Origin of the sequence: Idiomarina sp. UBA3162, from assembly GCF_002364475.1 — a bacterium.
Taxonomy (GTDB): domain Bacteria; phylum Pseudomonadota; class Gammaproteobacteria; order Enterobacterales; family Alteromonadaceae; genus Idiomarina.
In genome coordinates this window covers 1-22,024 of record NZ_DEYI01000013.1, presented here as the reverse complement: position 1 = coordinate 22,024, position 22,024 = coordinate 1, and the positions used below count along the sequence as shown (strand labels likewise).

Below are 22,024 nucleotides of genomic sequence, written 5' to 3'. Positions count from 1 at the left end.
TTGGGTTGCAGTAATTCAAAAAGAAAACTAATGGGTCGCCTCCCATAGTTGGCCGCCATACCTGATCACTCCCGACAATAATCGCATCATAATTAGCACTTTCTACACGGAACTTTTTTTTGTTAAAAATTATCGGAGTCCGACTAATAAACTTGACTCGAAAGCTCTCGAAGCCTTGACTGCTTAGAGCGTTATTTGAATCATTTCGACTGTTTTTATTTAAAAGCCGTTTCACAATCGCAGAAAGTAGAAGCCTGATGCGATTGCGTTGCGGCCGATAATCTATGTGTTCAACATTCTCAACTCGCTTCTTAACCAACCGCTCTAGTGCTGCTGCCTGTAAAACTGCACCATAATTATCTTTAGAATATTGAAAATTCAGGAGACCTACTCTAGCTTTTTTATTCAAAGTGAAACACCTTATTGAATCGTATTAATCTAATAAAAAAATGAGTTATAAACACCTCTGTTTTCGCAATAAATTTTATTAAATAAATCAGAGATTTTAACGACATCTAACGTTTATATTTAAGAATTAAAAAAACCGTTGACAGATAATAATCACCCACCTTTAGATTTTATGAACGACAGTATTTTTCCTCGCTCAGACCGTTCTAAACCTAACATCCAGACACAAAAACCTGTAATGAGCATCACCAAAAAGCAAAATAATAACATTTCCAATATATTAAGTTGGACGCTTACCATATGATTAAATGTTGTTCCAAGCGATATACTGAGTGCAGATACTTGAAAAATTTTAATCAATGCGCATTTTGAATACTCAGTAAATGAGAAGTTGAAAATACGCTTTAACATAAAAATTCTGGCAACAGCCGCGAGAATTGTTACCAAGATCGCTACTATAAATACAGAGCTGGGATTATAACCCATTTGTACTACGACGTAAGAAAAAGGAACATTTAATAGCAGGATGCCGCCTACAACAATTTGGTATAGTTTAATATTCCCAGTTGCCTGAGCCGCTGTAATAAGAGGCCTAAAGATACTATCCAAAATCGCATTTATTAAAATCAACTTTAAAAAAGTAGCTGAATACGGCGGAGGTTCAACAAGCCATATTTTCAAAACATTTTCGGTTCGGAGTAGAATTGGAAATGCGAGAGTAAAAATCAGAAAGAAATTATATTTACTACCGTAATACAGCAATTTAATTGTATATGAATGGTCATTCCTTGAATATGACTTGATAATTTGAGGGTTAACTGCATACTGCAAATTACTTACGAATTGTCCAAGCGCATTTGAAGCCTGATTTCCTATGCTTTTGGCTGCGTTTACTAACGGGCCGAAATAAACATTAAGAAGAATATTAATACCTTGATTTGAAAATATTGGAGCAGCATTACCCCATATACTCCAACCGGAAAACGAAACTAATCGTTTAAACAATTTTTGATCCCAACCTAAGCAGAACCTCTGCTCCTTGTATCTGGTTAACACATAAGCTACATAAACACCGCTAACAACCGTAGTTGCCAATAGTGTCAGAGCACCATAAGCAATTAAGGCATCATACGGTAAATATTGAATTAGTATTACTATGCCTAAATTAAGTACTGCTTGCCCTATGCTTATCCAAGCAAAAATTCTCATTTCTTCATGTGCTACAATCATCGCATGAAACGGAACAACAGCAATATTTAATGCAAATGAAACTAGAGAGAACCAGAATAGAAAGATTACCGCAGTCAAACGAGATTCATCAAAAGTGATAATTGATGGAACGATATATGTGCCTACCCCCCCCACAATCACCAACATGAGTAATGCAAATATAATATGAATATTCACGCTCATGCCGAATACATTCCTTAGATCGGTGGCTTCTTTCTTACCCAACTCAAAGGCAAGAAATCGCTGAGTTGTTCCTGATAATGCTCCTTGAAGAAATCCTGCAAGAACGACAATACCTGCGACAACATGATACAACCCGAAGTCCTCTGCTCCCAATGTATCTAAAAGAATTCGAGACGTGTAAAGAGATACGCCCATCATTACTAACATTCTCACATAGAGAGAGATCGTGTTTTTTATTATTTTTCTTGTTCTAATTGACACGCTAAATCAACTAATTCGAGTTACGTTGGACAAGCTTCGTCAGAACCTTTTTAGCTTTCGCAATAATTCTTTGAATAAGATTAACTCGACTAATCTTCGAGTAGGATTCTATAATAGGTTTAAGCATCGATAATGAAATACTGAGATCCCTATGATCTGCAGCAAGTAAAAATGACTTGTGACTAGTTTGACGGATTAACTCTCTATATTCGTAGGTTGTTTTACGAACAATATTAAGTTGGTGAGAATTAGGCTTTGTTCGCTTTTTGGGAAACGGCTTTCCTAGTGCTTCATCTCTGCCAGAACGGTACGACAACCCTTCTCTTCTATGGCGTAACCCACTTCTTTGAGAGTCTAAGACTCGTTTCGGTGTGAGTTCCTGTAGTTTTATAAGACCCTTATCGTCCCCATCTTGTAGTAAATTACTCAAAAATGGGGAACGTGAATTGATTATATTAGTTCCTCCACTATCCCCTACAAATTCAGGTAACCATGCGTCGCCAAACACAATATCTGATGTCTCCGCCATAATATCATCACAATATTCACAAGCTGTCAGTTTGAAAACCCCGTGCCCCCAGTTCCCCCCTACAACTTCAGACATCGGTTTGATTATCCATGAGTCTTCACTTCCCACCCTCGGAATCGCCGTAAAACCATATCGAGATGCGGGACTTTTTTTCAGCTTCGTTCTGAAGTCGATTAACTTCAAGTTATTAGGTTCAATGCCAGCCTGCCAACCTAGAAATTTAGCATAATTTTTAGACTTTAGATGACCACAAACGATTCCAATATGGAACTTAATTTGCTCTTTTAACTGAAGGTTATCTTCCTCATACGCTCGTAATGCTTTTATGAAGCAAGGCAAGCCAACTATAGCTACTTTTTTGGAAGGTTGAGAAAGGAGAGCTTTAACTACCTCAGATAATTCTACGGGGTAATACTTTGATTTGGCGCCAGATTGAAGAGACTCGATGTCTGAACTTTCTTGGTATGAATACATCTTATTGTTACTACTCGTATCTTCTTTTACGTGAATAATCGTATCGATATATCCATCCCGTAGTAACTTTGAACATAGCCAGTTCACCAGTCCAGCAGAACTTCCCTGCTCGCGAAACTTCCCTTCGATGGCGTAACCTGCATATGTTTTATGATAATAGCCTAATCCCTCTAGATACCTGAGATTATTTACCTTAAAAACTTTTGATGCCACAACATCTTCAATATCACTTGCTTTGGCAAATGGGCAAAAATTTTCCGCAGATTCAATCTCACTTTTGGTTAATGCGGCTAAATCTGGAATATAAGTTCCCTTAACGGTTTCGAACATTCTTCCTTTTTTAGATTGCGCCATACATAGTCCACAACCGACACAGTAATCGTGTTCTACAACCTGTTGTAAATTTAAGTGCGTCATTCGTATTAGTCTATACCGTAGAAATAGGAGTTAAGTTGTTTGAAGATACCAAGGCATCGCTTCATAAATACCTTGAGCAATACGGAGTGTAGGCTCAAAACCAAGTTTGCTTTTTGCTTTAGAAATATCACCCTGCGAATGACGAACATCACCGGGACGAAAATCTCGATACACAGGCTCGTCGTTATACTGAACACCATTTTTTTGAGTGCGTCTTTAATGCCTACAAACAGTTCATTTAGCGTCGTACGGTCACCCAATGCCATGTTGTAGATTTCGTCTTTAGCTGCGTCATCGGCTGTCGCAGCAAGAATGTTCAGTTGCACAGCATTCGCCACAAACGAAAAGTCACGGCTGGTTTCACTATCATCATTAATTAACACTGGCTCGCCTTTTATCATCGCATCAGTCCACTTAAGAATAACTGCTGCGTATGCCCCATCAGGGTTCTGGCGCGGACCAAACACGTTAAAGTAGCGCAAGCCTATTGTTTTAAAGCCATACACCCGTGCAAATACATTGGCATACATCTCGTTTACGTATTTGGTGACCGCATACGGTGATAATGGGTTACCAATGTTCTCTTCAACTATAGGTAGTGCTGGGTGATCGCCATAGGTCGAGCTACTCGCGGCATAGGTGAAGCTATCCACGCCAGCATCTCTCGCTGCTACTAGCATATTCAAAAAGCCATCGATATTGCTTTTATTGGTATTAATTGGGTCGTCGATGGAACGTGGTACTGAACCTCGTGCAGCTTGGTGCAGCACATAGTTTACTTTGCCGGCATAGGAGTGATTTATAACACGCTTGCAGGTGTCTAAATCACATATGTCCCCTTGAATAAACTCAAAGCGATTCCACTGGTCTTCGGTTACCAGGCTTTTAACTTCATCTAGGTTTTTCTGAAAGCCGGTAGAAAAGTTATCAAGGCCAACAACGCGTTGATCAAGTTTGAGTAAGGTCTCAAGTAGGTTTGATCCAATAAAGCCGGCTACACCAGTCACTAGCCAGATTTTCGGCTTTTTAGTAAGTTCGAGTTTTACTTCTTCGTATCGTGTCATGATGGCATCCTTGCGTTGCGAGTTATTAAAGACGGCAGTCGGCTTGTTCAGCCGTTAGCACATACTTTAAGTCGTACAGCACGTGTGTGTTCTTACACAACGCCCGTATTCCGTGCTCGCCTAACTGTTTAAACTCATCATGCGCAACAGCGATAACCGCTGCGTCGTATTTGCCCTTTTTATGTTGATTAATTGGGGTAATGTTATATTCGTGCTCGGCTTCGGAGGCATCAACCCACGGGTCGTAGACATCGACTTGTGCTCCGTACTCGTTGAGCTCAGTGATAATATCGGTGACTTTGGTGTTGCGAATATCGGGGCAGTTTTCTTTGAAGGTTAACCCTAGCAACAATACTTTAACGTCTTTCACACAAAGGCCTTTTTGCATCATCGCCTTTACGAGTTCTGCTGCCACAAAGCGGCCCATGTTATCGTTTACACGGCGCCCCGCTAATATCATCTGGGGGTGGTAACCGACCGCTTCGGCCTTATGTGTTAAGTAGTAAGGGTCGACGCCAATACAGTGACCACCGACAAGCCCGGGACGGAAAGGCAAGAAGTTCCATTTAGCGCCCGCCGCCTCAAGCACGGCTTGGGTATCAATGCCCATTTTGTTAAACACCATTGCCAACTCATTAATAAGTGCAATGTTTACGTCCCGCTGGGTGTTTTCAATTACCTTTGCCGCTTCAGCTACTTTTATACTGGTCGCTTTATGGGTACCAGCGGTGATCACGGTGTTGTACAAGGCATCAACAAAATCGGCGATTTCGGGGGTTGAACCTGAAGTGACTTTTTTTATTGTGGTGACACGATGCTCTTTATCGCCCGGGTTGATGCGCTCGGGGCTGTAGCCTGCAAAAAAATCTTGGTTGAGTACTAACCCTGAGTGTTGCTCAATAACAGGAAGGCAGTCCTCTTCGGTGGCACCCGGGTAAACGGTGGATTCGTAGATCACCTCCGCACCCGCTTTAATCACGCTGCCAATGGTCTCGCTGGCTTTAATCAGCGGCGTTAAGTCGGGCTGTTTATGTTTATTAATGGGGGTTGGCACCGTCACAATAAACACATCGGCATCGCCGAGTGCGTTAACATCACTGGTGTAAGAAAGGTGTTTGGCTTGTTGTAAGCGTTCGGGCTCTACCTCGAGAGTGTGGTCTTCACCACTGTTAATTTCCGCCACGCGCTTTTGGTTAATATCAAAACCCAGCGTTCTAAATTTTTGACCGAATTCAACTGCAAGAGGAAGGCCCACATAGCCGAGCCCGATAACAGCAATCGTAATCTCACTGCTTCCTAACTTTTTGAACAGTGCGTTGCTCACCTAAATTCCCTTTTAAACTTCGTCCGCCATCCTGGCGTTGTGTTGTTTGTTTGCCCTGTGCTTTGTGCACTGGGTTTTATCAGGTCGTTTTAGTCGTGCCAAAGGCACGACCTACTTTGATTTGTATTCGTAGCCGTAACCATACCCGTAGCCATAGCCGTAGTAGCTGCTGCGGGTGCGACGTACTTTGTTGAGCAAGGTGCCTTTAATGGTCACACCGTTTTGGGCAAAGCGTTTTATGGTTTGCTCGACTTCTTTTACTGAGTTTTGCTCAAAGCCGGTGACCAACAAGTTGGTGCCGGCGTAGCGGCCGACAATGGCAGCGTCTGTCACTGCGAGTATCGGTGGCGTGTCACACAGTACGTAGTCGTAATGTTCGCTTGCGTAATCAAACAGCTCTTGTAGCCGTGCTTGCATAAGCAACTCCGATGGGTTTGGCGGGGCAACACCTCGGTTCACCATATCCACGCCTTTGTAAGGTGTTTGTTTTATCAAAGCATCGCGGTCAACTTTGCCAGCCAGGTAATCAGAGAGACCCTCTTTGTTGTTAAGGTCCATCATGTTGTGTAGGTAACCTCGACGTAAATCGACATCAATGATCAGTACTCGTTTGCCCGCTTGTGCCAATACCATGGCGAGGTTCGCGGTAATAAAGGATTTACCCACGGTAGGGCTCGGCCCCGAGATCATAATGATATTGTTCTTGGCTTCGAGCATCGCAAAGTGCAAGCTGGTGCGCAGTCCACGCAACGCTTCGATACTCATATCGGTTGGCTCTTCGGCGGCTAATAACGGCAGCTCGGCATGGCGATTTTTATCGCGCTTAAGTGCTGCTTTAATGCGTTCTTCTAGCTTATGCTGAACTTCCGAGTCTGGGATGCTGGCGTATACGGTAATGCCTGCGTTCTCTAACTCTTCTGGGCTTTGCACGCCGCGGTTCATCATTGCTTGAACAAACACCCATCCGACTGAGACCATACCGCCGAGCATTGTGGCGAGTACCACAATCAGTGGTTTCTTAGGTGCAACGGCGCGCGGCTGTGTAACCGCTTCATCTAGAATACGTACATTACCCACAGTGCCGGCTTTCATCACGTTGAGTTCTTGCATGCGATTGAGCAGTTGCAGGTAGATTTCTTGATTTACTTCGACATCGCGTGTTAAACGCAACACTTCTTGCTGTGTCTCGGGAAGTTGTTCAATTTGCTTGGTGAGCTCGGCTTTTTCTTGCTGCAGTCGCTGTTTTTGCTCGAGCAAGGCTTGATACTGCGGATGCTCACGGGTGTACAGTCGCGCCAGCTCAGCCTCTTTAAAACTTAGCTCATTCAGGCGCTTTTCGTACTCAATGACTTGGTCGAGCATGCCTTTAGTTTCGAGGCTTAAATCCACCGACTGACTTTGCAGGCGGTATTGGTTGAGCTTTTCTTCAGCAACCGTCAGGTCGTGCTTCAAGCTGGGTAACTGTTGCTCGATAAACTCAAGGCTGTTTTGCGCTTCGGCAGCGTTACGGCGAATGTTTTGCAGCATGTACGCTTGTGTGATTGCCTGCAGCACCTCTTTTGCTTGTGTGCCATCGGTATGTTGTAAACTTGCCGCCAAAATACCGGTATCTTTGCCGCGCTCACTTACACTTAATCGCTCTTTCCACGTGTTTATAGTGCCCAAACGGCTGGTTTTATACACTTCAAAGGTATCGGTGTTGTGCGCTTCAATATCAGCGACTTTTAAGCGCCACTCGCCAGAGCGCATTTCTTCGCCGATGGCCCCTGAAATCACCTGTTGATCATCAAAGTAAAGGGCTAGCTGCTTACCGTTGAGATCTAAACGCAACGGTTTGCCGATAACCGATTGTGGCACCTGCAACTCGCTGATTAGTACCTCATCTTTATTGCCACTGCGACGCGCCAGGAACTCACCAATTATCGGCGTATAGCGCGGACGACTCAGTATGGTTAAATCCAGTTGGTCAACGACCTCGCCAATCACCATGCGCGAGGTCATGATTTGGATTTCGGTCTCGGCTTCGCTCTCTTTGGCAAACATATCCGCCATGTCGCCGGATAAGGCGGGCATACCTGATGATTTTTTTTCAACCTGCAATAAGGCATCGGCTTTATAAACTGGGGTTGCCAGCAGTGCATAAGCAACACCCAAGGCCATAAATAGTACAGTGATTATAATGATGAACCACTTGCGGTCTAAAAGCAGTCCAAAGAGCTTGCCTAGATCGATTTCGTCTTCATTTCGCGACCCGTTTGATGACGCGTTAGGAGCCGATGTAGGTTTATTAGAGTCTGTCATGGAGTTTTAACCTGATACTGCCTTGATACGAAGTTGAAAGTTGTTATTACGCGAGTTTGCTTTGCCAGTGCGACACCGCGCGTGCGAGATCGCGATATACTTGCTCGTGGCATTCGATGCTTTTTTGATAAGGGTCGGCGATGTCTTTTCCTTTCCCTAACCCTAGTCTTAAATTTTGTTCGTTATCACTATTGAGCCACTCACCCAACAGCATGGTCTTGCCGCGGCTGTCGGGATAACGGTTACTCAGCCACTCTTTGTGCTGTTGTTCCATTACCAAAATCAAATCGCTTTGATTTACCAACGAGCGGCTCGCTTGTTTAGCGGCGTGTGTGGGACATGCGAGCCCTTCTATATAGGCAACTTCGCGCGCGGTGTTGTCCATATCGCGACCTGTCAGGTTCGCTGCTTCAACATGAGTGCCTGCGCTATCCACGTGCTTTTCGGGCAGCGCACGCTGCAATAGCGCGGCAGCCACCGGGCTGCGGCAAATATTACCGGTGCAAACAACGAGAATATGGTCAAACATTAGTTATTTAGGTCGTCGCGGGCGCGTGTGATGTTATATAAACCGGTCAGCGATGGAATAATCTGGCTGATCACGCGGTTCCAGCGTGCGACAGGGGCTGCGGTCACGTAGACGATATCGCGCGGTTGTAGTTTAAATTGCTCAGCCATGACCAATGCCGTCGCGTTGCTGGCATCGAGTTGAAATAATTGTGCGGCATAACCACTATCGGATGCGGCTTGGCGTATCACGAATACGCCTGAAGCATCTGCGGTTTGGTTGTACAAACCACCGGCATCACTCAGCGCCTCTGCGAGTGTCATGCCATAGCGCCCCATCGGATAGCTTTGCTGTTTACCGACTTCACCGAGTACGTAGACTTTGTTTTTATCGTTGCGGGCAATATGCAATACGTCGCCCGCTTTAAGAATAATGTTCTCTTGTGTATCACCGCGCTGGTAGAGTTCGCGCAATGAGTAGTGCATCTCTTGCTCGCCACGCTTTAAGCTGACATCGGTCCAGTCCGCATTAGGCGTGAGCCCACCGCTTTGCGCGACCGCCTCGATTAGCGTCAGTGGCACATTGCTCACAGGTAAGGTGCCGGGCTGTTTGACTTCGCCGGTCACGTATACGCGCTGCGAACGGAACGCGGCCACGGTGACATCGACTTGCGGCGCTTCGATATACTTCGCTAGCTTGGCGGTGATCATGTCGCGTATTTCAGTGACGCGCTTACCCGCTACGTTAATTTTACCAACATAGGGATAAAATATGGTTCCATCGTTATGAACCCAGTTACCGGCTTCCTCTGGCGCACGCATCGAGCCGGCAGGAATGGTCAGTTCGGGGTGGTCCCACACGGTGATGTTAAGAATATCACCACGCCCGACGACATAGTCGTAGTTATTGCGTGCTTTCTCAAGTGCTGGGTTGGCACGTAAGTGTTCGTCGTTGCTTTGCTCAGCATTGATTTGCGCTAACAGCATGGGGGTGATGGCTTGAACCTTGACGAGATTTTCCCACTCAACGTCTGAGAACGACTCGCCATTACTGTAGTCACTGTCGCTAAATAAGCTACCACCCGACGGGTCAGGGATATGGCCTCCCGGCGCGAGTGAACAACCCGCTAATGCCAGACCGATGGCGGATAGAACGCTGAGTTTAAGAAGTCGCGGGGTTCGCTTGAACTGCATCACTGACACCATTGTGTAAAGTCTCATTTAATTCCATTTAAATAAAAAGGCTGACGTAAATCGGTCAGTCGATAGAGGTCGACGGGTCGCTTTAATGTTTGTCCACCGTCTCGGGTTATCGGCTCCCATGACAGCCCCGCGTGGTCGATACTGGATTTCACCGAGAACAAATCAAACGGGATACTGAGGTACAAACCTTTAGTAAATGACCCTTCGCCGTAGTCCTCTGCCGAGACATTGGTCAATGCGGCATAGGCACCCGCCACAACACCCGATTCAAAGCGATGCTCAAAGGTGACTTTGACACCTTCATCACCCGCTAGAAAACGTCCTGCATCGAGCTTCACTAACGAGCGTTTGAGCCACGGAGTCTGCCAGTAAGCACTCAGATGACCGGTCCAGACCTTGTAATCACACAACCCTAACGGCTCATCAAAGCTGCGTTGCTTCACCCAGTTTAGATTGCCGCCGAATGCCCAATCACTGCCTTGTGGACGATACAATACGCTCGCCCCTGCACCGGCAAACATGCGCTCTAAGTAACCTGCGTATGCCGCACCATACCAATTGTTCTTTAGCTTGGCGGTGTATTGTGAATACAAATTACTGAGCCACACATCGGTGTCTGCATAATATTCACGTACGTAAGTACGAACACGTGGCAGGGGTGACTCGTAGTCGTCGACGCGATAAGTGAATTGGTCGTAGTTATTAAGCACGTTCATGCCGATACTGGCATTGACCTGCCAACGCGGTGTCAAGGTGATATTTATGTCGGCATTGGCGGCGAACTGATAAAAGTAAAAGCTCTCGGCGCTGCCAAATGACTGGCTCAATGAAGGGCGCCAGGTCACATCCCAGTCTGGCGTCAGTGTGCGCGCTTCACCTCGTTGTGCGCTCCAAGCGCGCGCTTCGCTCTGACTGTAGGTATTGCTGAGCGGCTTAGTAAACCGAGCTCCATTAGCGATCTGTTTAAATTCATCAACATCGACGTTGTAGCTATTGATCGCCATGCCCTGATTGACGGTGACCCACTCGTAACGTTTGATATCCTCGGCCACGTAATGCGTGGCAATACGGGTGGCGCGTTCGAGTTGTTCTGCGCGATTGCGGTAGTTACCTTCGCCCTGTTGATACAGCGTGAGCGTTGTACCCTGAATTTGCCATCCGCTGAGCTCGATACCGAGCTCATTTTTAAATGCCTGTGTAAGCTCAGCCTCATCCGTTTGCGGCACTGATAAGACAGCTCGCTTACGAGGCCTTACTTTAATTTGCTCGGCACCATCTAAATCGGCATGCAACGTGATACCAAACATCCAAGTGTTGCCGCGTTGATAGCTTAAATTCAGCTGCACATGGTCATTCAGTGCGTACTGTGCGCCCCAGTTTAGTGGGCTATCACTGTAAACCGGTGCCTCGGTTAAGTTGGGATCGACCGGATTACTGAGCCTTTCTTGACTGTAATCGTTAGCATCGTATTCGACTTGCAATACTAACGGCTGCCACGGTGTTTGATACTCTACCCCGGCAAATAAGGCGCTAGACCCGCGAAACCAGTCATCGACTTCGAACTGCCCGCCTGTTCCGCTTGTCGTGCGGCTGCGTTGACAAAAGCGGTCATCGACATGACACAGTGGGTTATTAATATTATCGCGCACCCCCAAATAGCCCCAACCGATACCTGCGGTTACGTCAATCGCGCCCCAGTCAGCTGAATTAAATAGTTGTTTAGAAGCAACAATGTATTCACCGCTATAGAGTCCGGTGCCGCCTAAATCCCGTAAACCAATCGCCAGTTCAGGTTGATAACGCCCCTCATTGAGTAGGTTTAACTTAACGTCGAGCCCTTTATCTTTCAGGGTTTGGTTGCTGAACTCAGGGTCGATACTGTAACGCTCGTAACGAATATCGGTATAACGTACCGTGGTCTCTAACCAAGGGAACAACTGCATGCTGAGCGAAATACGGCGAAACGGATCGTTATCGCGGTAGTTTAAGCTCAGTTCACCCTCTGGGTTCATTCGGGCACTGGGCATTTGCATCACGCCAACTCCACCGTAATCTGACTGCCTATAAGTGGTCTTCGTTTGTGCGTGACTGATTTGTGGTACTAACACCAGCAATAACCCGGCAATGATTGCCTGCAAACTAGGCTTCATGACTGACAAAGGCGCGCTACGGATGATTTACCGGGTTCACTATTGGTCGACCTTGCCGCCAGCGATTGGTTCGGTGCCCAATAAATCAGTAAGTTCAATAAGCGTTGGTTGATGCCACTAAAACCCGCTGGTAAGTCGCTGTCATCATAGCCTTGAAATAATACCTGCCCGGGTTGCCAATTAATTTGCTCGACAGCGACTTCGCGCGGCGTCAACGCCCGATAATCAGCTCGCTGGCTCGCAAAGCCTTGCAGTGGAACCTCCCACAGATTATCCAACGCCCTATTTTTCAGTCGCTTAAACAGGGGATCTTGCGACCAAGGATAGGTACCTGCAAATGGAGTGAGCCCCACCCAGTGGATACTGTGGGGGGCCCCCACCACGCGCAAAAAGTAGTGCTTAAAATGTCGAGTTAGCTGCCAGTTATTTTCGGGTTCAGCGATCAACCGCGCTGGCATAATGCCCGCGGCAAGGCTTGCCAATAATGGCCAGCGCTGAACCTGTTGATACAACTGTTGGGTGCGTTCGGCCAATTCCGGCTGTTCGGTATTTTTGTAAACGGTGCTCAGCAGTTGCAACTCGGCAAGGACCGCAACACGGCGCGCCTCTAACCGTTGTTGCAGCTTAGGCGTGCACAGGCGCGCCGTCGACCAATAAAGATTTTCTGGTTGCTCACTGTGGGCGATAACCGAATCGACCACGGTTTTAATCCGCTCACCGTAACTCAGTCGCAAGTCGACCCGTTGCTGGCCGGTCAGACCATCTGAAAATACAGCGGTTACCGGCACCTGCGCCTGACTACTCAGGGTAGCGAACACACTGCTCACCACACAGGTGAGGACTAAAATAACTTTCACAAAACGACTCGACATCACATCACTACGTTTAATAACGTGCTTCTCGCAACATTAATGTGCCACTGTCGCGATGGTCACCGATGCCGAAATGCTGTTTAGACTGGATAATGTCGCCACTGTGGTATTCGATCCAATAGCGATTTTGCCAAGTTAATCCGGATTGGGTGTGGACATCTTCGACTAATTCGCGCGTTTTGCGTTTGCCTCGTAGTGGCGTTGCAATGTTTTGGTCAACCGACCAATTAAAACGACTTTGGATGTGTATGCGCTCTACGCGCTGATTGGAGTTCTCATAATCGAGGAAGGATTGCCAAGTACGTACGCAATGAGGTGCGGCTGCCGAATCCCGTAGTTGCTGTTGATAGCAACCCAGAGGATCAGCATTTAAATTGGCGACAAACATGAGGTTGTGCGGCATTCCTTCGCTGCGAGTGATGCGTCCGTTGCGCGTAATCAGTGCTTCTTTTGCCGATAGCCAACGCCGCTCCACACGTCCTGTGCGGTTAATTTGCTCGGCGAGCACTAAGGTGGCTATCGGTTGTTCGCCCAACTGGGCGTATATTGCTGCACCCGGCAATTGTTTGAGTTGCTCGGGTGTCAGTTGGTTTATTTTATCTTGCTCTAACCAAAACATCAGCGTCTCGGAAGCGCTTGAAACGCCGCCCGAGAGCTGACTTGAATCTGGTTGCACGACTGAGCAGCTGGCGACCAGTAGCACACTGATCGCCAGTACAACGGCTTTGACCACGACTTAGTTGTTATTCGTGGTCGTCGTTGTGCTGGTATCGTCTTGATTATTTTGCACGACCGCTGCGGTCGCGGCTACTGCGGCAGCGCCCGCTGCAACGGCACCCGCCGTTATACCACCGGCGGCGGCTGTACCTGCGGCAGCGCCTGCTGCGCCCGCTGAACCTGCAGCCGCTCCAGAACCCGCAGCACCGGTACCGGCGGCTGAGCCCGTACTACCTGCAGTACCCGATGTGGTGCCTGAGGTCGTGCTGGTCGTCCCAGAGCTGGTTCCTGATGTTGATCCCGACTGAGATCCCGATTGCGTGCCTGACTGCTGCGAACCTGACTGCTGTGAGCCCGATTGTTGCTTTTGCTGCTGTTGCGCATATGCAGGTGTAAAAGAAGTACCCGCCAACAATATAGCGGAGAGTGAAATAGATACTAATTTGGTCATCGTTTTCATCATGTGATTCCTTCACATTGAGAGTGTCAACATCCGTGACTACAAAAACGGCTTTCGTGGAGAGTTTAAACACGCTACCGCCCATGGGTTGCGGATCCCATTGTCCGATGAGGTGCTCGGTGGCGCGTATTTATTTGTTAGCAGATTTAACCATTGTGATTAACATTTGACAACCATTAAAACTCGAAAAAAATTTAAGTGCTTAAATTTACTTCAATTAAATGCTTATTGACGTCAGTAAGGTTTGAGCTAGCGCTCCACTATGGCTGCGCTAACCCCTCTTTATAACTCGGGTACAACAAGCTGTATCCGGTGCTGCGGAGTAAGCGATTACTACAGCGTTTCGAGCCGCGCGGACCTGGACCGGGCTCCACTGGACCATTGAGTTCAACGCCCTCTTGCTCGGCCAGGTACTGATACACTTGGTACTGTTTGGTAGGCTTATCGTCCGACACCAAAAATAGGCGGTGGCGATGTTGCGGAAAGCGCACTAAATGAAAGATAAAGCTCGCGACATCATCCTGATGGATACGGTTGGTCCAGCTATCACGCAAAGTGGCTTTACCCTGCTGCAACTGCTTGCGCATAAAATCGCGCCCTTCGCCGTAAATACCGCTGCAACGTAAAATCGTCGACGGTACGGGTAAGTCACGAATTAGATGTTCGGCTTGCAATAGCATTTGCCCGGAGTCAGAATCTGGCGCGGTGGGCGAGGATTCATCCACCCACTCACCTTCACTCTGTCCATATACGCCGGTACTGGATACGTAAATCACATACGGTGAATAACTGAGCTCACTGATGACCTGCTGCAAATGCCGACACGGCACCACATAGCCTTGACGATACCCCTCTTTGGAGTATTCGCTCGGCGTTAGGGTGACCACCACCAGATCGACTTTGCGGTCGCTGAACAAAGCACGCAGGTCTTGTTCATTGCTGGCATCGGCAGCTACCGTTTCAACCCCATTGATGAGTGGTTTGTTGTCGGGATTACGACACGCACCTATCACCTGATGGTTGTCAGCAACCATCAGTCGAGCGGTGCGTTGGGCGATATCGCCATAACCTAATAAGAGTATATTCATAGTGGCTATGTTACTGATTATCAGCTTGGCTGTCCAAATAATCGAGGATGCCCTCTGCGGCGGTACGGCCCTCGGCTATCGCTGTGACGACGAGGTCCGCACCGCGTACCATGTCACCCCCGGAAAAAATCTTTGGGTTACTGGTTTGCATCGCGAATAGACCCATTTGATCGGGCTCTGCTGTGGCAAGCACCGTGCCCCATTCGCTCAAATTCACTTGGTGCCCGTTTAACCACTCCGGTGGATTCGGTTGATAGCCAAAAGCAATGAGCACGGCGCTTGCTGGCATTACGAACTCAGAGTCTGGCACCGGTTGCGGTCGGCGACGACCTTCTTCATCGGCGGGACCCAGCTCAGTGCGCACCATTTTGACACCACTGACGCGACCATCTTCACCTGCCACCACGGCGAGCGGTTGTAGATTGAATTCAAACTCGACCCCTTCCTCGCGTGCGTTTTGCACTTCACGGCGCGAGCCGGGCATGTTTTGTTCATCGCGACGGTAGGCACACACTACGGATTCAGCACCTTGACGAATCGAGGTACGTACGCAGTCCATCGCGGTATCACCGCCGCCAAGCACCACGACTTTTTCGCCTTCGAGGTTAATCAACGGGTAATCCGGCATTTCGGTATCCAGCAAGCGCTGGGTGTTACCAATTAAAAACGGCAGTGCAGGATACACCCCTGGCGTATTGAGCCCCTCTAACCGTCCATCCAGTGCCTTGTAGGTGCCTAATCCTAAAAACACGGCATCGTTTTCCTGCATCAAGGTATCAAAATCGACATCTTTACCCACCTCAACGCCGAGTTTGAATTCAATGCCCATGTCGCTGAAGATCTCACGACGTAATTTCAGTACTTGTTTATCGAGCTTAAACGGTGGAATACCGTAGGTCAGCAGTCCACCGATTTCGGGGTAACGGTCATACACCACGGGCTTGACACCGTTACGTACCAATACATCGGCACAGGCAAGCCCGGCAGGGCCGGCGCCAATGATGGCGACCTTTTCAGGGCGAGCTTCGACATCGCTTAAATCGGGGCGCCAGCCTTCGGCAAACGCCTGATCGACCATCTGTTTCTCGATACTACCAATGGTGACGGCACCAAAATCGTCATTAAGCGTACATGCGCCCTCGCACAAACGATCTTGCGGACACACCCGACCACAGACTTCGGGCAGGCTGTTGGTTTTGTGCATGAGCTCTGCCGCTTCAAACACGCGGCCTTGGTTAGCCAGCTCCAACCATTGCGGAATGTAGTTATGCACCGGACACTTCCACTCACAATAGGGGTTACCGCAATCGAGGCAGCGATCGGCTTGGCCTTGCAGTTGCACATCCGACATCGGCTCATAGATTTCTTTAAATTCAATACGACGCGATTCGACGGGGTGCTTAGGAGGGTCGATGCGCTGTACGTCTAAAAATTGATATACGTTCTTGTTCATTACATCACCTGCACACGGAGCTCAGCGGTCGAGCGGGCACGGTGGCCTAGCAACGACGCAATATCGGCGGACTTAGGTTTAACGATGACAAACTGTTTTACGATGTCATCAAACTCGGTCAGTAGCTGTCTGGAGTAATTACTACCGGTGGCTTCGTGATGTTCATGGATCAGACCACGCAGGTGTTCTTTGATGATGGGTTTATCCACGGCAACCGCTTCGACCAGCTCGCCATTGAACCGTCGATGCAGGTCACCGTCGATGTTGCGTAAGTAGGCAAACCCGCCAGTCATTCCGGCGCCAAAGTTAATACCGCACTGACCGAGCACTACAACGATACCGCCGGTCATGTACTCGCAGCCGTGGTCGCCGATGCCTTCAACGACTGCGGTAGCCCCTGAATTACGAACGCCAAAGCGCTCACCCGCGCAGCCGGCCGCATAGAGTTTGCCGCCCGTTGCACCGTACAAACAGGTGTTACCCATAATGGTGGATACCTCACTGGCATAGCTCACGCCAGCACGCGGCTTAATCACGATACTGCCGCCCGCCATGCCTTTACCGACGTAGTCATTGGCATCGCCGGTCAGATGCAGTTTCAGTCCGCCGGCATTAAAGGCGCCAAAGCTTTGTCCCGCAGTGCCCATAAAGCCGAGCTGAATAGGCGCTACCGCCATACCTTGGTTGCCATGCTTTTGTGCGATATAACCACTGACCATAGCGCCCACTGAGCGATCATCGTTGCGAATGGTGAGTGACCAGCTGCCCCCTCGGCGATTATCAATTGCCTCACGCGTGAGTTCGAGTAAGCGCTGATTGAGTCGACCCGGGTCATAAGGCGGATTTTTCTCGACACAGTATTTGGCATGCTCCGACGCGGTACCCGCTGCCGCCAACAAAGGTCCGAGATCCATCGCGTGCTGACGTTGGGTCTCGCCGGGCAAACGCTCCAGTAAATCAACCCGCCCAATGGCGTCGGTAATGCTGGTTAGGCCGAGCTTTGCGAGCCACTCACGGACTTCTTCGGCGATAAATTCGAACAACGTAATAACACGCTCGGGTAAGCCACGGAAAAACTCTTTACGCAAGGTTTCGTCTTGAGTGGCAACGCCGGTGGCACAGTTGTTGAGGTGACAGATACGTAAGTACTTACAACCTAATGCCACCATCGGCGCGGTACCAAAACCAAAACTTTCAGCACCGAGGATCGCGGCTTTCACCACATCAAGTCCGGTTTTGAGTCCACCATCCACTTGTAAGCGGATTTTATGGCGCAGGTTGTTCTCGACCAAGGCTTGATGTACTTCGGCAAGGCCTAGCTCCCACGGTGAGCCGGCATACTTAACCGAGGTAAGTGGGCTGGCACCGGTGCCGCCGTCGTAGCCCGACACAGTGATTAAATCTGCGTAGGCTTTGGCAACACCGGTGGCGATGGTGCCAATGCCTGGCGTTGAGACGAGTTTCACCGATACTAGGGCTTTTGGATTCACTTGTTTGAGATCGAAAATCAGCTGTGCGAGATCTTCAATCGAGTAAATATCATGATGCGGTGGCGGAGAGATCAATGTGGTGCCGGGCACCGCAAAGCGCAATTGGGCAATTTCTGCGGTGACTTTTTCGCCGGGCAATTGGCCACCTTCACCGGGCTTCGCGCCCTGCGCTACTTTAATTTGTATGACATCGGCATTCACTAGGTAATGCGGCGTCACGCCAAAGCGACCCGATGCCACCTGCTTGATGCGTGAGTTCTTAATGCTGTTAAAGCGTTTCGGATCTTCACCGCCTTCGCCCGAGTTAGAATGCCCACCAATGCGGTTCATCGCCTCGGCGAGGGCTTCATGCGCTTCGGCACTGAGTGCACCAATTGACATGGCTGCGGTATCAAAGCGCGGGAATAAAGCTTCTTTCGGCTCGACGTCGTTGATATCAATCGGTGTCGCGGCGCTTGGATTGAGCTTCAGTAAATCACGAATATGCGCCACCGGGCGCTCGTTCACATAGCGTTGGTACACGGCGTAGTCCTCTTGTTTACCGCTCGCTACTGCGGCTTGCAGTGAGGTGACCACGTCTGGGTTGTAAGCGTGATATTCGCCGCCGTGTACGTATTTGAGCAAGCCGCCATGAGGCAGCGGCTTACGTTTGAGCCAGCATTGTTGGAAAATCCGTTGCAGATCGGTTTGCACATCAGCAAAGCTCGTGCCGTTAATACGTGCCGGTGCATTGGCAAAACAGGCATCGAGAATGTCTTGATTGAGCCCCACCGCCTCAAATAATGAGGAGCCGCGATAGCCGGCAATACTGGCGATACCCATTTTAGAGAGGATCTTGAGCAATCCTTTATTCAAACCCTGGCGGTAGTTCATCACCGCTTGTTTGACATCCATTGCTAGCTTGCCTTGATGTACCAGTTGCTCAACGCTCTCGTAAGCTAGGAACGGATACACTGCGGTCGCACCTAGACCGAGTAGCACCGCCATATGGTGCGGGTCACGTGCTGATCCAGTCTCGACAATAATATTGGAGTCACAACGTAACTGTGCCTTCACTAGCGCCTGTTGTACCGCGCCCACCGCCATCGGTGCGGGTATCACTACCTCACCTTTGCTAAATTCACGGTCGCTGAGGGTCACCATCACACGATGTTGGTTCTTCACCACATCAATCGCGGCCTCGACCAAGTCGGCGAGCGCCTGTTCGAGATTTTTCTCGGTTGGGGTAAAAGCCAGACTCAAAGTGGCATGACCGTAGTGATGCTCATCGAGCTCACGCAACTGCTTGAGGTCGGTGTACATTAAAATCGGTGACTCGAAGACGACGCGATCGGCATCGCCTGACGCCTCACTGAACACATTATGTTCACGTCCGATGATGGTCTCGAGTGACATCACATGGCGTTCGCGGATCGGGTCAATGGCCGGGTTGGTCACTTGCGAGAATTGCTGGCGGAAGTAGTCGTACAGCAAGCGCGGTTGTTTTGATAAAACGGCCGTTGGGGTATCGTCCCCCATCGAGCCGACCGCTTCTTGCGCATCCTTAGCCAGCACCGCAACCACTTGTTGCAGTTCTTCGCGGGTGTATAAAAAGGCTTTGTGCAACACCCGCATTTGGTTATCGTCGTACAAACGCTTGCCAATTTTATCGGCACTACAGCGGTCAAAGGGCACTAAGCGACGTCGGTGTTCGGTGAGCCATTGACGATACGGCTGACGACTTTTTAAGTCATCCTCTATCTCCGCGTTGTGCCAAATACGTCCGGTGTAGGTATCCACCGCCATCATTTGACCGGGACCAAGGCGACCTTTTTCTTGTACGTCGTGTTCTTCGTAATCCCAAATACCGACTTCTGAGGCAATGGTAAGAATACCGCTTTTGGTGAGGACATAGCGTGCGGGGCGCAAGCCGTTACGGTCCAAGCTACAGGCAACGTGGCGGCCATTGCTCATGACCACACCAGCCGGTCCGTCCCACGGCTCCATATGTAAGGCATTAAATTCATAGAAGGCACGCATCTCGTCACTCATGGTGCTGTCCCCCTGCCACGCGGGCGGGATCAGTAATCGCATGGCCCGGAACAAGTCCATACCACCCGCGAGTAACAGCTCCAGCATATTATCGAGCGAGGCACTGTCGGAGCCTTCTTGACCCACCAAGGGGGCCGCTTGCTGTAAATCGGGTAGCAACGGGCTATGGAATTTGTAGATACGCGCTTGCGCCCACTGGCGGTTACCCCGAATGGTGTTGATCTCGCCGTTATGAGCGAGAAAACGAAACGGTTGTGCTAAGCGCCAACGCGGCTGGGTATTGGTCGAAAAGCGTTGATGGAACACGCAGATTGAGGTTTTCAGTGCTTTATTAGCCAAATCGGGATAATAACGCGGCAGGTCACCTGCCATCATCAGGCCTTTGTAGACTAACAGCAGGCTCGACATTGAGCAGATATAGAGCTCATCAGCACTGAAAACGCCTTGCTCCACTTTTTGTTCGACCCGACGCCGTGCCATATACAGGCGGCGTTCGATGTCTTTTTTGCGCCAACCGGTCGGGGCGCTGATTAACACTTGTTCGATTTTAGGTTCGGCGGCCTTTGCGCCTTCACCTAATACGGAATCATCGACTGGGACTTTACGCCAGCCCACCACACTAAGGGTTTCTTTTTGTAGTTCTTGCTCTATGAGGTGACGTGCCGATTCGCGTTTGTCGGAGTTACGCGCAAAAAAGACCATGCCCACGGCAAATTTCTTGCCGAGGTTCCATCCTTGTTGCTCAGCGTACTCACGAAAGAATTGTTCTGGAATTTGTAGCAACAAGCCGCAGCCGTCACCGGTCTTACCGTCGGCACCGATACCGCCTCGGTGCTGCATACGGTCGAGACCTTGTACAGCGGTGCTGATGAGATCATGGCGAGCATCACCTTCGATGCTCGCAATTAGGCCGAACCCGCAATTATCACGGACGTCATCGGCATGATACAGGCGCATGACATCTCCACGAATAGTTATTCAGTGGAACTACATTATCATGCAGAAATTAACTTGTATATTTGCTTTTTATGCTACTTTTTGAATGCCAGCATGCGGTCAAGCGGGATCATCGCCTCTTTCGCGAGCTGCGGATCGACATGAATTTCATGTTGCTCTCCGCCGTGCTCAAGGGCTTCAGCAATCGCCACTAAGCCGTTCATCGCCATCCACGGACAGTGAGCACAGCTACGACAGGTTGCCCCGTTGCCCGCTGTGGGCGCTTCTAAGAACGTCTTGTTAGGTTGCAGCTGCTGCATCTTGTAGAAAATGCCGCGGTCCGTTGCCACGATAAAGGTATCGTTCGGCAAGGTTTGGCTCGCTTTGATTAATTGTGAGGTTGAACCCACGGCATCGGCCATGTCGACAATGTTTTGTGGTGATTCTGGGTGTACCAAAATCGCTGCTTCAGGGTGCAGTTTTTTCATGTCGCGCAAGGCTTTGGCTTTAAACTCGTCGTGTACCACGCACGCGCCCTGCCACATCACCATATCGGCACCGGTTTGCTTTTGAATGTAGCCACCGAGGTGACGGTCCGGTCCCCAGACAATTTTTTCGCCTTGGCTATCGAGGTGTTCAACTAATTCGAGTGCCATGCTTGAGGTGACAACCCAATCGGCTCGCGCTTTCACTGCGGCTGAGGTGTTGGCATAAACCACCACGGTGCGGTCTGGATACTGGTCACAAAACTCAGCGAACTTATCGGGTGGGCAACCTAAGTCGAGCGAGCACTCGGCTTTGAGAGTGGGCATCAACACCGTTTTTTCTGGCGTTAAGATCTTCGCGGTTTCGCCCATAAAGCGCACACCGGCAACAATCAACGTGTCGGCATCATGGTCACGACCAAAACGCGCCATCTCTAATGA

Annotated in this window: 15 protein-coding genes and 1 pseudogene; all 16 read right to left on the bottom strand. The window is 49.2% G+C overall.

Annotation, left to right across the window (positions count from 1 at the left end; translation table 11 throughout):
• Positions 1-409, bottom strand: a 409-nt coding sequence (locus B2X00_RS02040; protein WP_290485910.1) for a polysaccharide pyruvyl transferase family protein, incomplete at its 3' end; no start/stop codon positions are given.
• Positions 410-561: 152 nt separating this feature from the next.
• Complete coding sequence (locus B2X00_RS02035; RefSeq protein WP_290485909.1) at positions 562-2,019, bottom strand: hypothetical protein; 1,458 nt, start codon at positions 2,017-2,019, stop codon at positions 562-564.
• A 73-nt stretch (positions 2,020-2,092) separates the two neighbouring features.
• Positions 2,093-3,439, bottom strand: coding sequence for a Coenzyme F420 hydrogenase/dehydrogenase, beta subunit C-terminal domain (locus tag B2X00_RS02030; protein ID WP_290485908.1), 1,347 nt, complete (start codon positions 3,437-3,439; stop codon positions 2,093-2,095).
• Between the two features lie 93 nt (positions 3,440-3,532).
• A pseudogene (locus tag B2X00_RS02025) lies at positions 3,533-4,566 on the bottom strand (GDP-mannose 4,6-dehydratase).
• A 25-nt stretch (positions 4,567-4,591) separates the two neighbouring features.
• Positions 4,592-5,890: a Vi polysaccharide biosynthesis UDP-N-acetylglucosamine C-6 dehydrogenase TviB gene (gene tviB / locus B2X00_RS02020; protein WP_290485907.1), complete on the bottom strand. Its 1,299-nt coding sequence runs from the start codon at positions 5,888-5,890 to the stop codon at positions 4,592-4,594.
• Between the two features lie 111 nt (positions 5,891-6,001).
• The gene (locus tag B2X00_RS02015; protein WP_290485906.1) at positions 6,002-8,191 is read right to left on the bottom strand and encodes a polysaccharide biosynthesis tyrosine autokinase; all 2,190 of its coding nucleotides are present in this window, start codon (positions 8,189-8,191) and stop codon (positions 6,002-6,004) included.
• Positions 8,192-8,237: 46 nt separating this feature from the next.
• Positions 8,238-8,720, bottom strand: coding sequence for a low molecular weight protein-tyrosine-phosphatase (locus B2X00_RS02010; RefSeq protein WP_290485905.1), 483 nt, complete (start codon positions 8,718-8,720; stop codon positions 8,238-8,240).
• Positions 8,720-9,919, bottom strand: a complete 1,200-nt coding sequence (locus B2X00_RS02005) for a polysaccharide export protein (protein WP_290485904.1) — start codon at positions 9,917-9,919, stop codon at positions 8,720-8,722. The genes B2X00_RS02010 and B2X00_RS02005 overlap by 1 nt, the downstream gene beginning before the upstream one ends.
• Positions 9,916-12,039 (bottom strand): YjbH domain-containing protein, encoded by a 2,124-nt coding sequence (locus tag B2X00_RS02000; RefSeq protein WP_290485903.1) that lies wholly within the window; start codon positions 12,037-12,039, stop codon positions 9,916-9,918. Before B2X00_RS02000 ends, B2X00_RS02005 begins: the two co-directional genes overlap by 4 nt.
• A gap of 8 nt (positions 12,040-12,047) precedes the next feature.
• Positions 12,048-12,908, bottom strand: a complete 861-nt coding sequence (locus B2X00_RS01995; RefSeq protein WP_290485902.1) for a capsule biosynthesis GfcC D2 domain-containing protein — start codon at positions 12,906-12,908, stop codon at positions 12,048-12,050.
• 28 nt (positions 12,909-12,936) lie between these two features.
• A complete protein-coding gene (locus B2X00_RS01990; RefSeq protein ID WP_290485901.1) occupies positions 12,937-13,656 on the bottom strand; it encodes a YjbF family lipoprotein in 720 nt (239 codons plus the stop codon).
• 3 nt (positions 13,657-13,659) lie between these two features.
• Positions 13,660-14,103, bottom strand: coding sequence for a hypothetical protein (locus B2X00_RS01985; RefSeq protein WP_290485900.1), 444 nt, complete (start codon positions 14,101-14,103; stop codon positions 13,660-13,662).
• A gap of 257 nt (positions 14,104-14,360) precedes the next feature.
• Positions 14,361-15,188: an SDR family oxidoreductase gene (locus B2X00_RS01980; RefSeq protein WP_290485899.1), complete on the bottom strand. Its 828-nt coding sequence runs from the start codon at positions 15,186-15,188 to the stop codon at positions 14,361-14,363.
• Between the two features lie 10 nt (positions 15,189-15,198).
• Positions 15,199-16,641 carry an FAD-dependent oxidoreductase gene (locus tag B2X00_RS01975; RefSeq protein ID WP_290485898.1) on the bottom strand — a complete coding sequence of 481 codons (1,443 nt, stop codon included), beginning with the start codon at positions 16,639-16,641 and terminating at the stop codon, positions 15,199-15,201.
• Positions 16,641-21,119: a glutamate synthase large subunit gene (gene gltB, locus B2X00_RS01970; RefSeq protein ID WP_290485897.1), complete on the bottom strand. Its 4,479-nt coding sequence runs from the start codon at positions 21,117-21,119 to the stop codon at positions 16,641-16,643. Before gltB ends, B2X00_RS01975 begins: the two co-directional genes overlap by 1 nt.
• Before the next feature lie 74 nt (positions 21,120-21,193).
• Positions 21,194-22,024 (bottom strand): quinolinate synthase NadA (gene nadA / locus B2X00_RS01965; protein WP_290485896.1); only part of this gene is annotated, 831 nt, incomplete at its 5' end.

Bases quoted from the DNA above. Each gene is read 5' to 3' on its own strand.
- B2X00_RS02035 (WP_290485909.1), bottom strand. From the start codon at position 2,019: ATGATGGGCGTATCTCTTTACACGTCTCGAATTCTTTTAGATACATTG.
- B2X00_RS02030 (WP_290485908.1), bottom strand. From the start codon at position 3,439: ATGGCGCAATCTAAAAAAGGAAGAATGTTCGAAACCGTTAAGGGAACT.
- B2X00_RS02015 (WP_290485906.1), bottom strand. From the start codon at position 8,191: ATGACAGACTCTAATAAACCTACATCGGCTCCTAACGCGTCATCAAAC.
- B2X00_RS02010 (WP_290485905.1), bottom strand. From the start codon at position 8,720: ATGTTTGACCATATTCTCGTTGTTTGCACCGGTAATATTTGCCGCAGC.
- B2X00_RS02005 (WP_290485904.1), bottom strand. From the start codon at position 9,919: ATGAGACTTTACACAATGGTGTCAGTGATGCAGTTCAAGCGAACCCCG.
- B2X00_RS01985 (WP_290485900.1), bottom strand. From the start codon at position 14,103: ATGATGAAAACGATGACCAAATTAGTATCTATTTCACTCTCCGCTATA.
- B2X00_RS01980 (WP_290485899.1), bottom strand. From the start codon at position 15,188: ATGAATATACTCTTATTAGGTTATGGCGATATCGCCCAACGCACCGCT.
- B2X00_RS01975 (WP_290485898.1), bottom strand. From the start codon at position 16,641: ATGAACAAGAACGTATATCAATTTTTAGACGTACAGCGCATCGACCCT.
- gltB (WP_290485897.1), bottom strand. From the start codon at position 21,119: ATGCGCCTGTATCATGCCGATGACGTCCGTGATAATTGCGGGTTCGGC.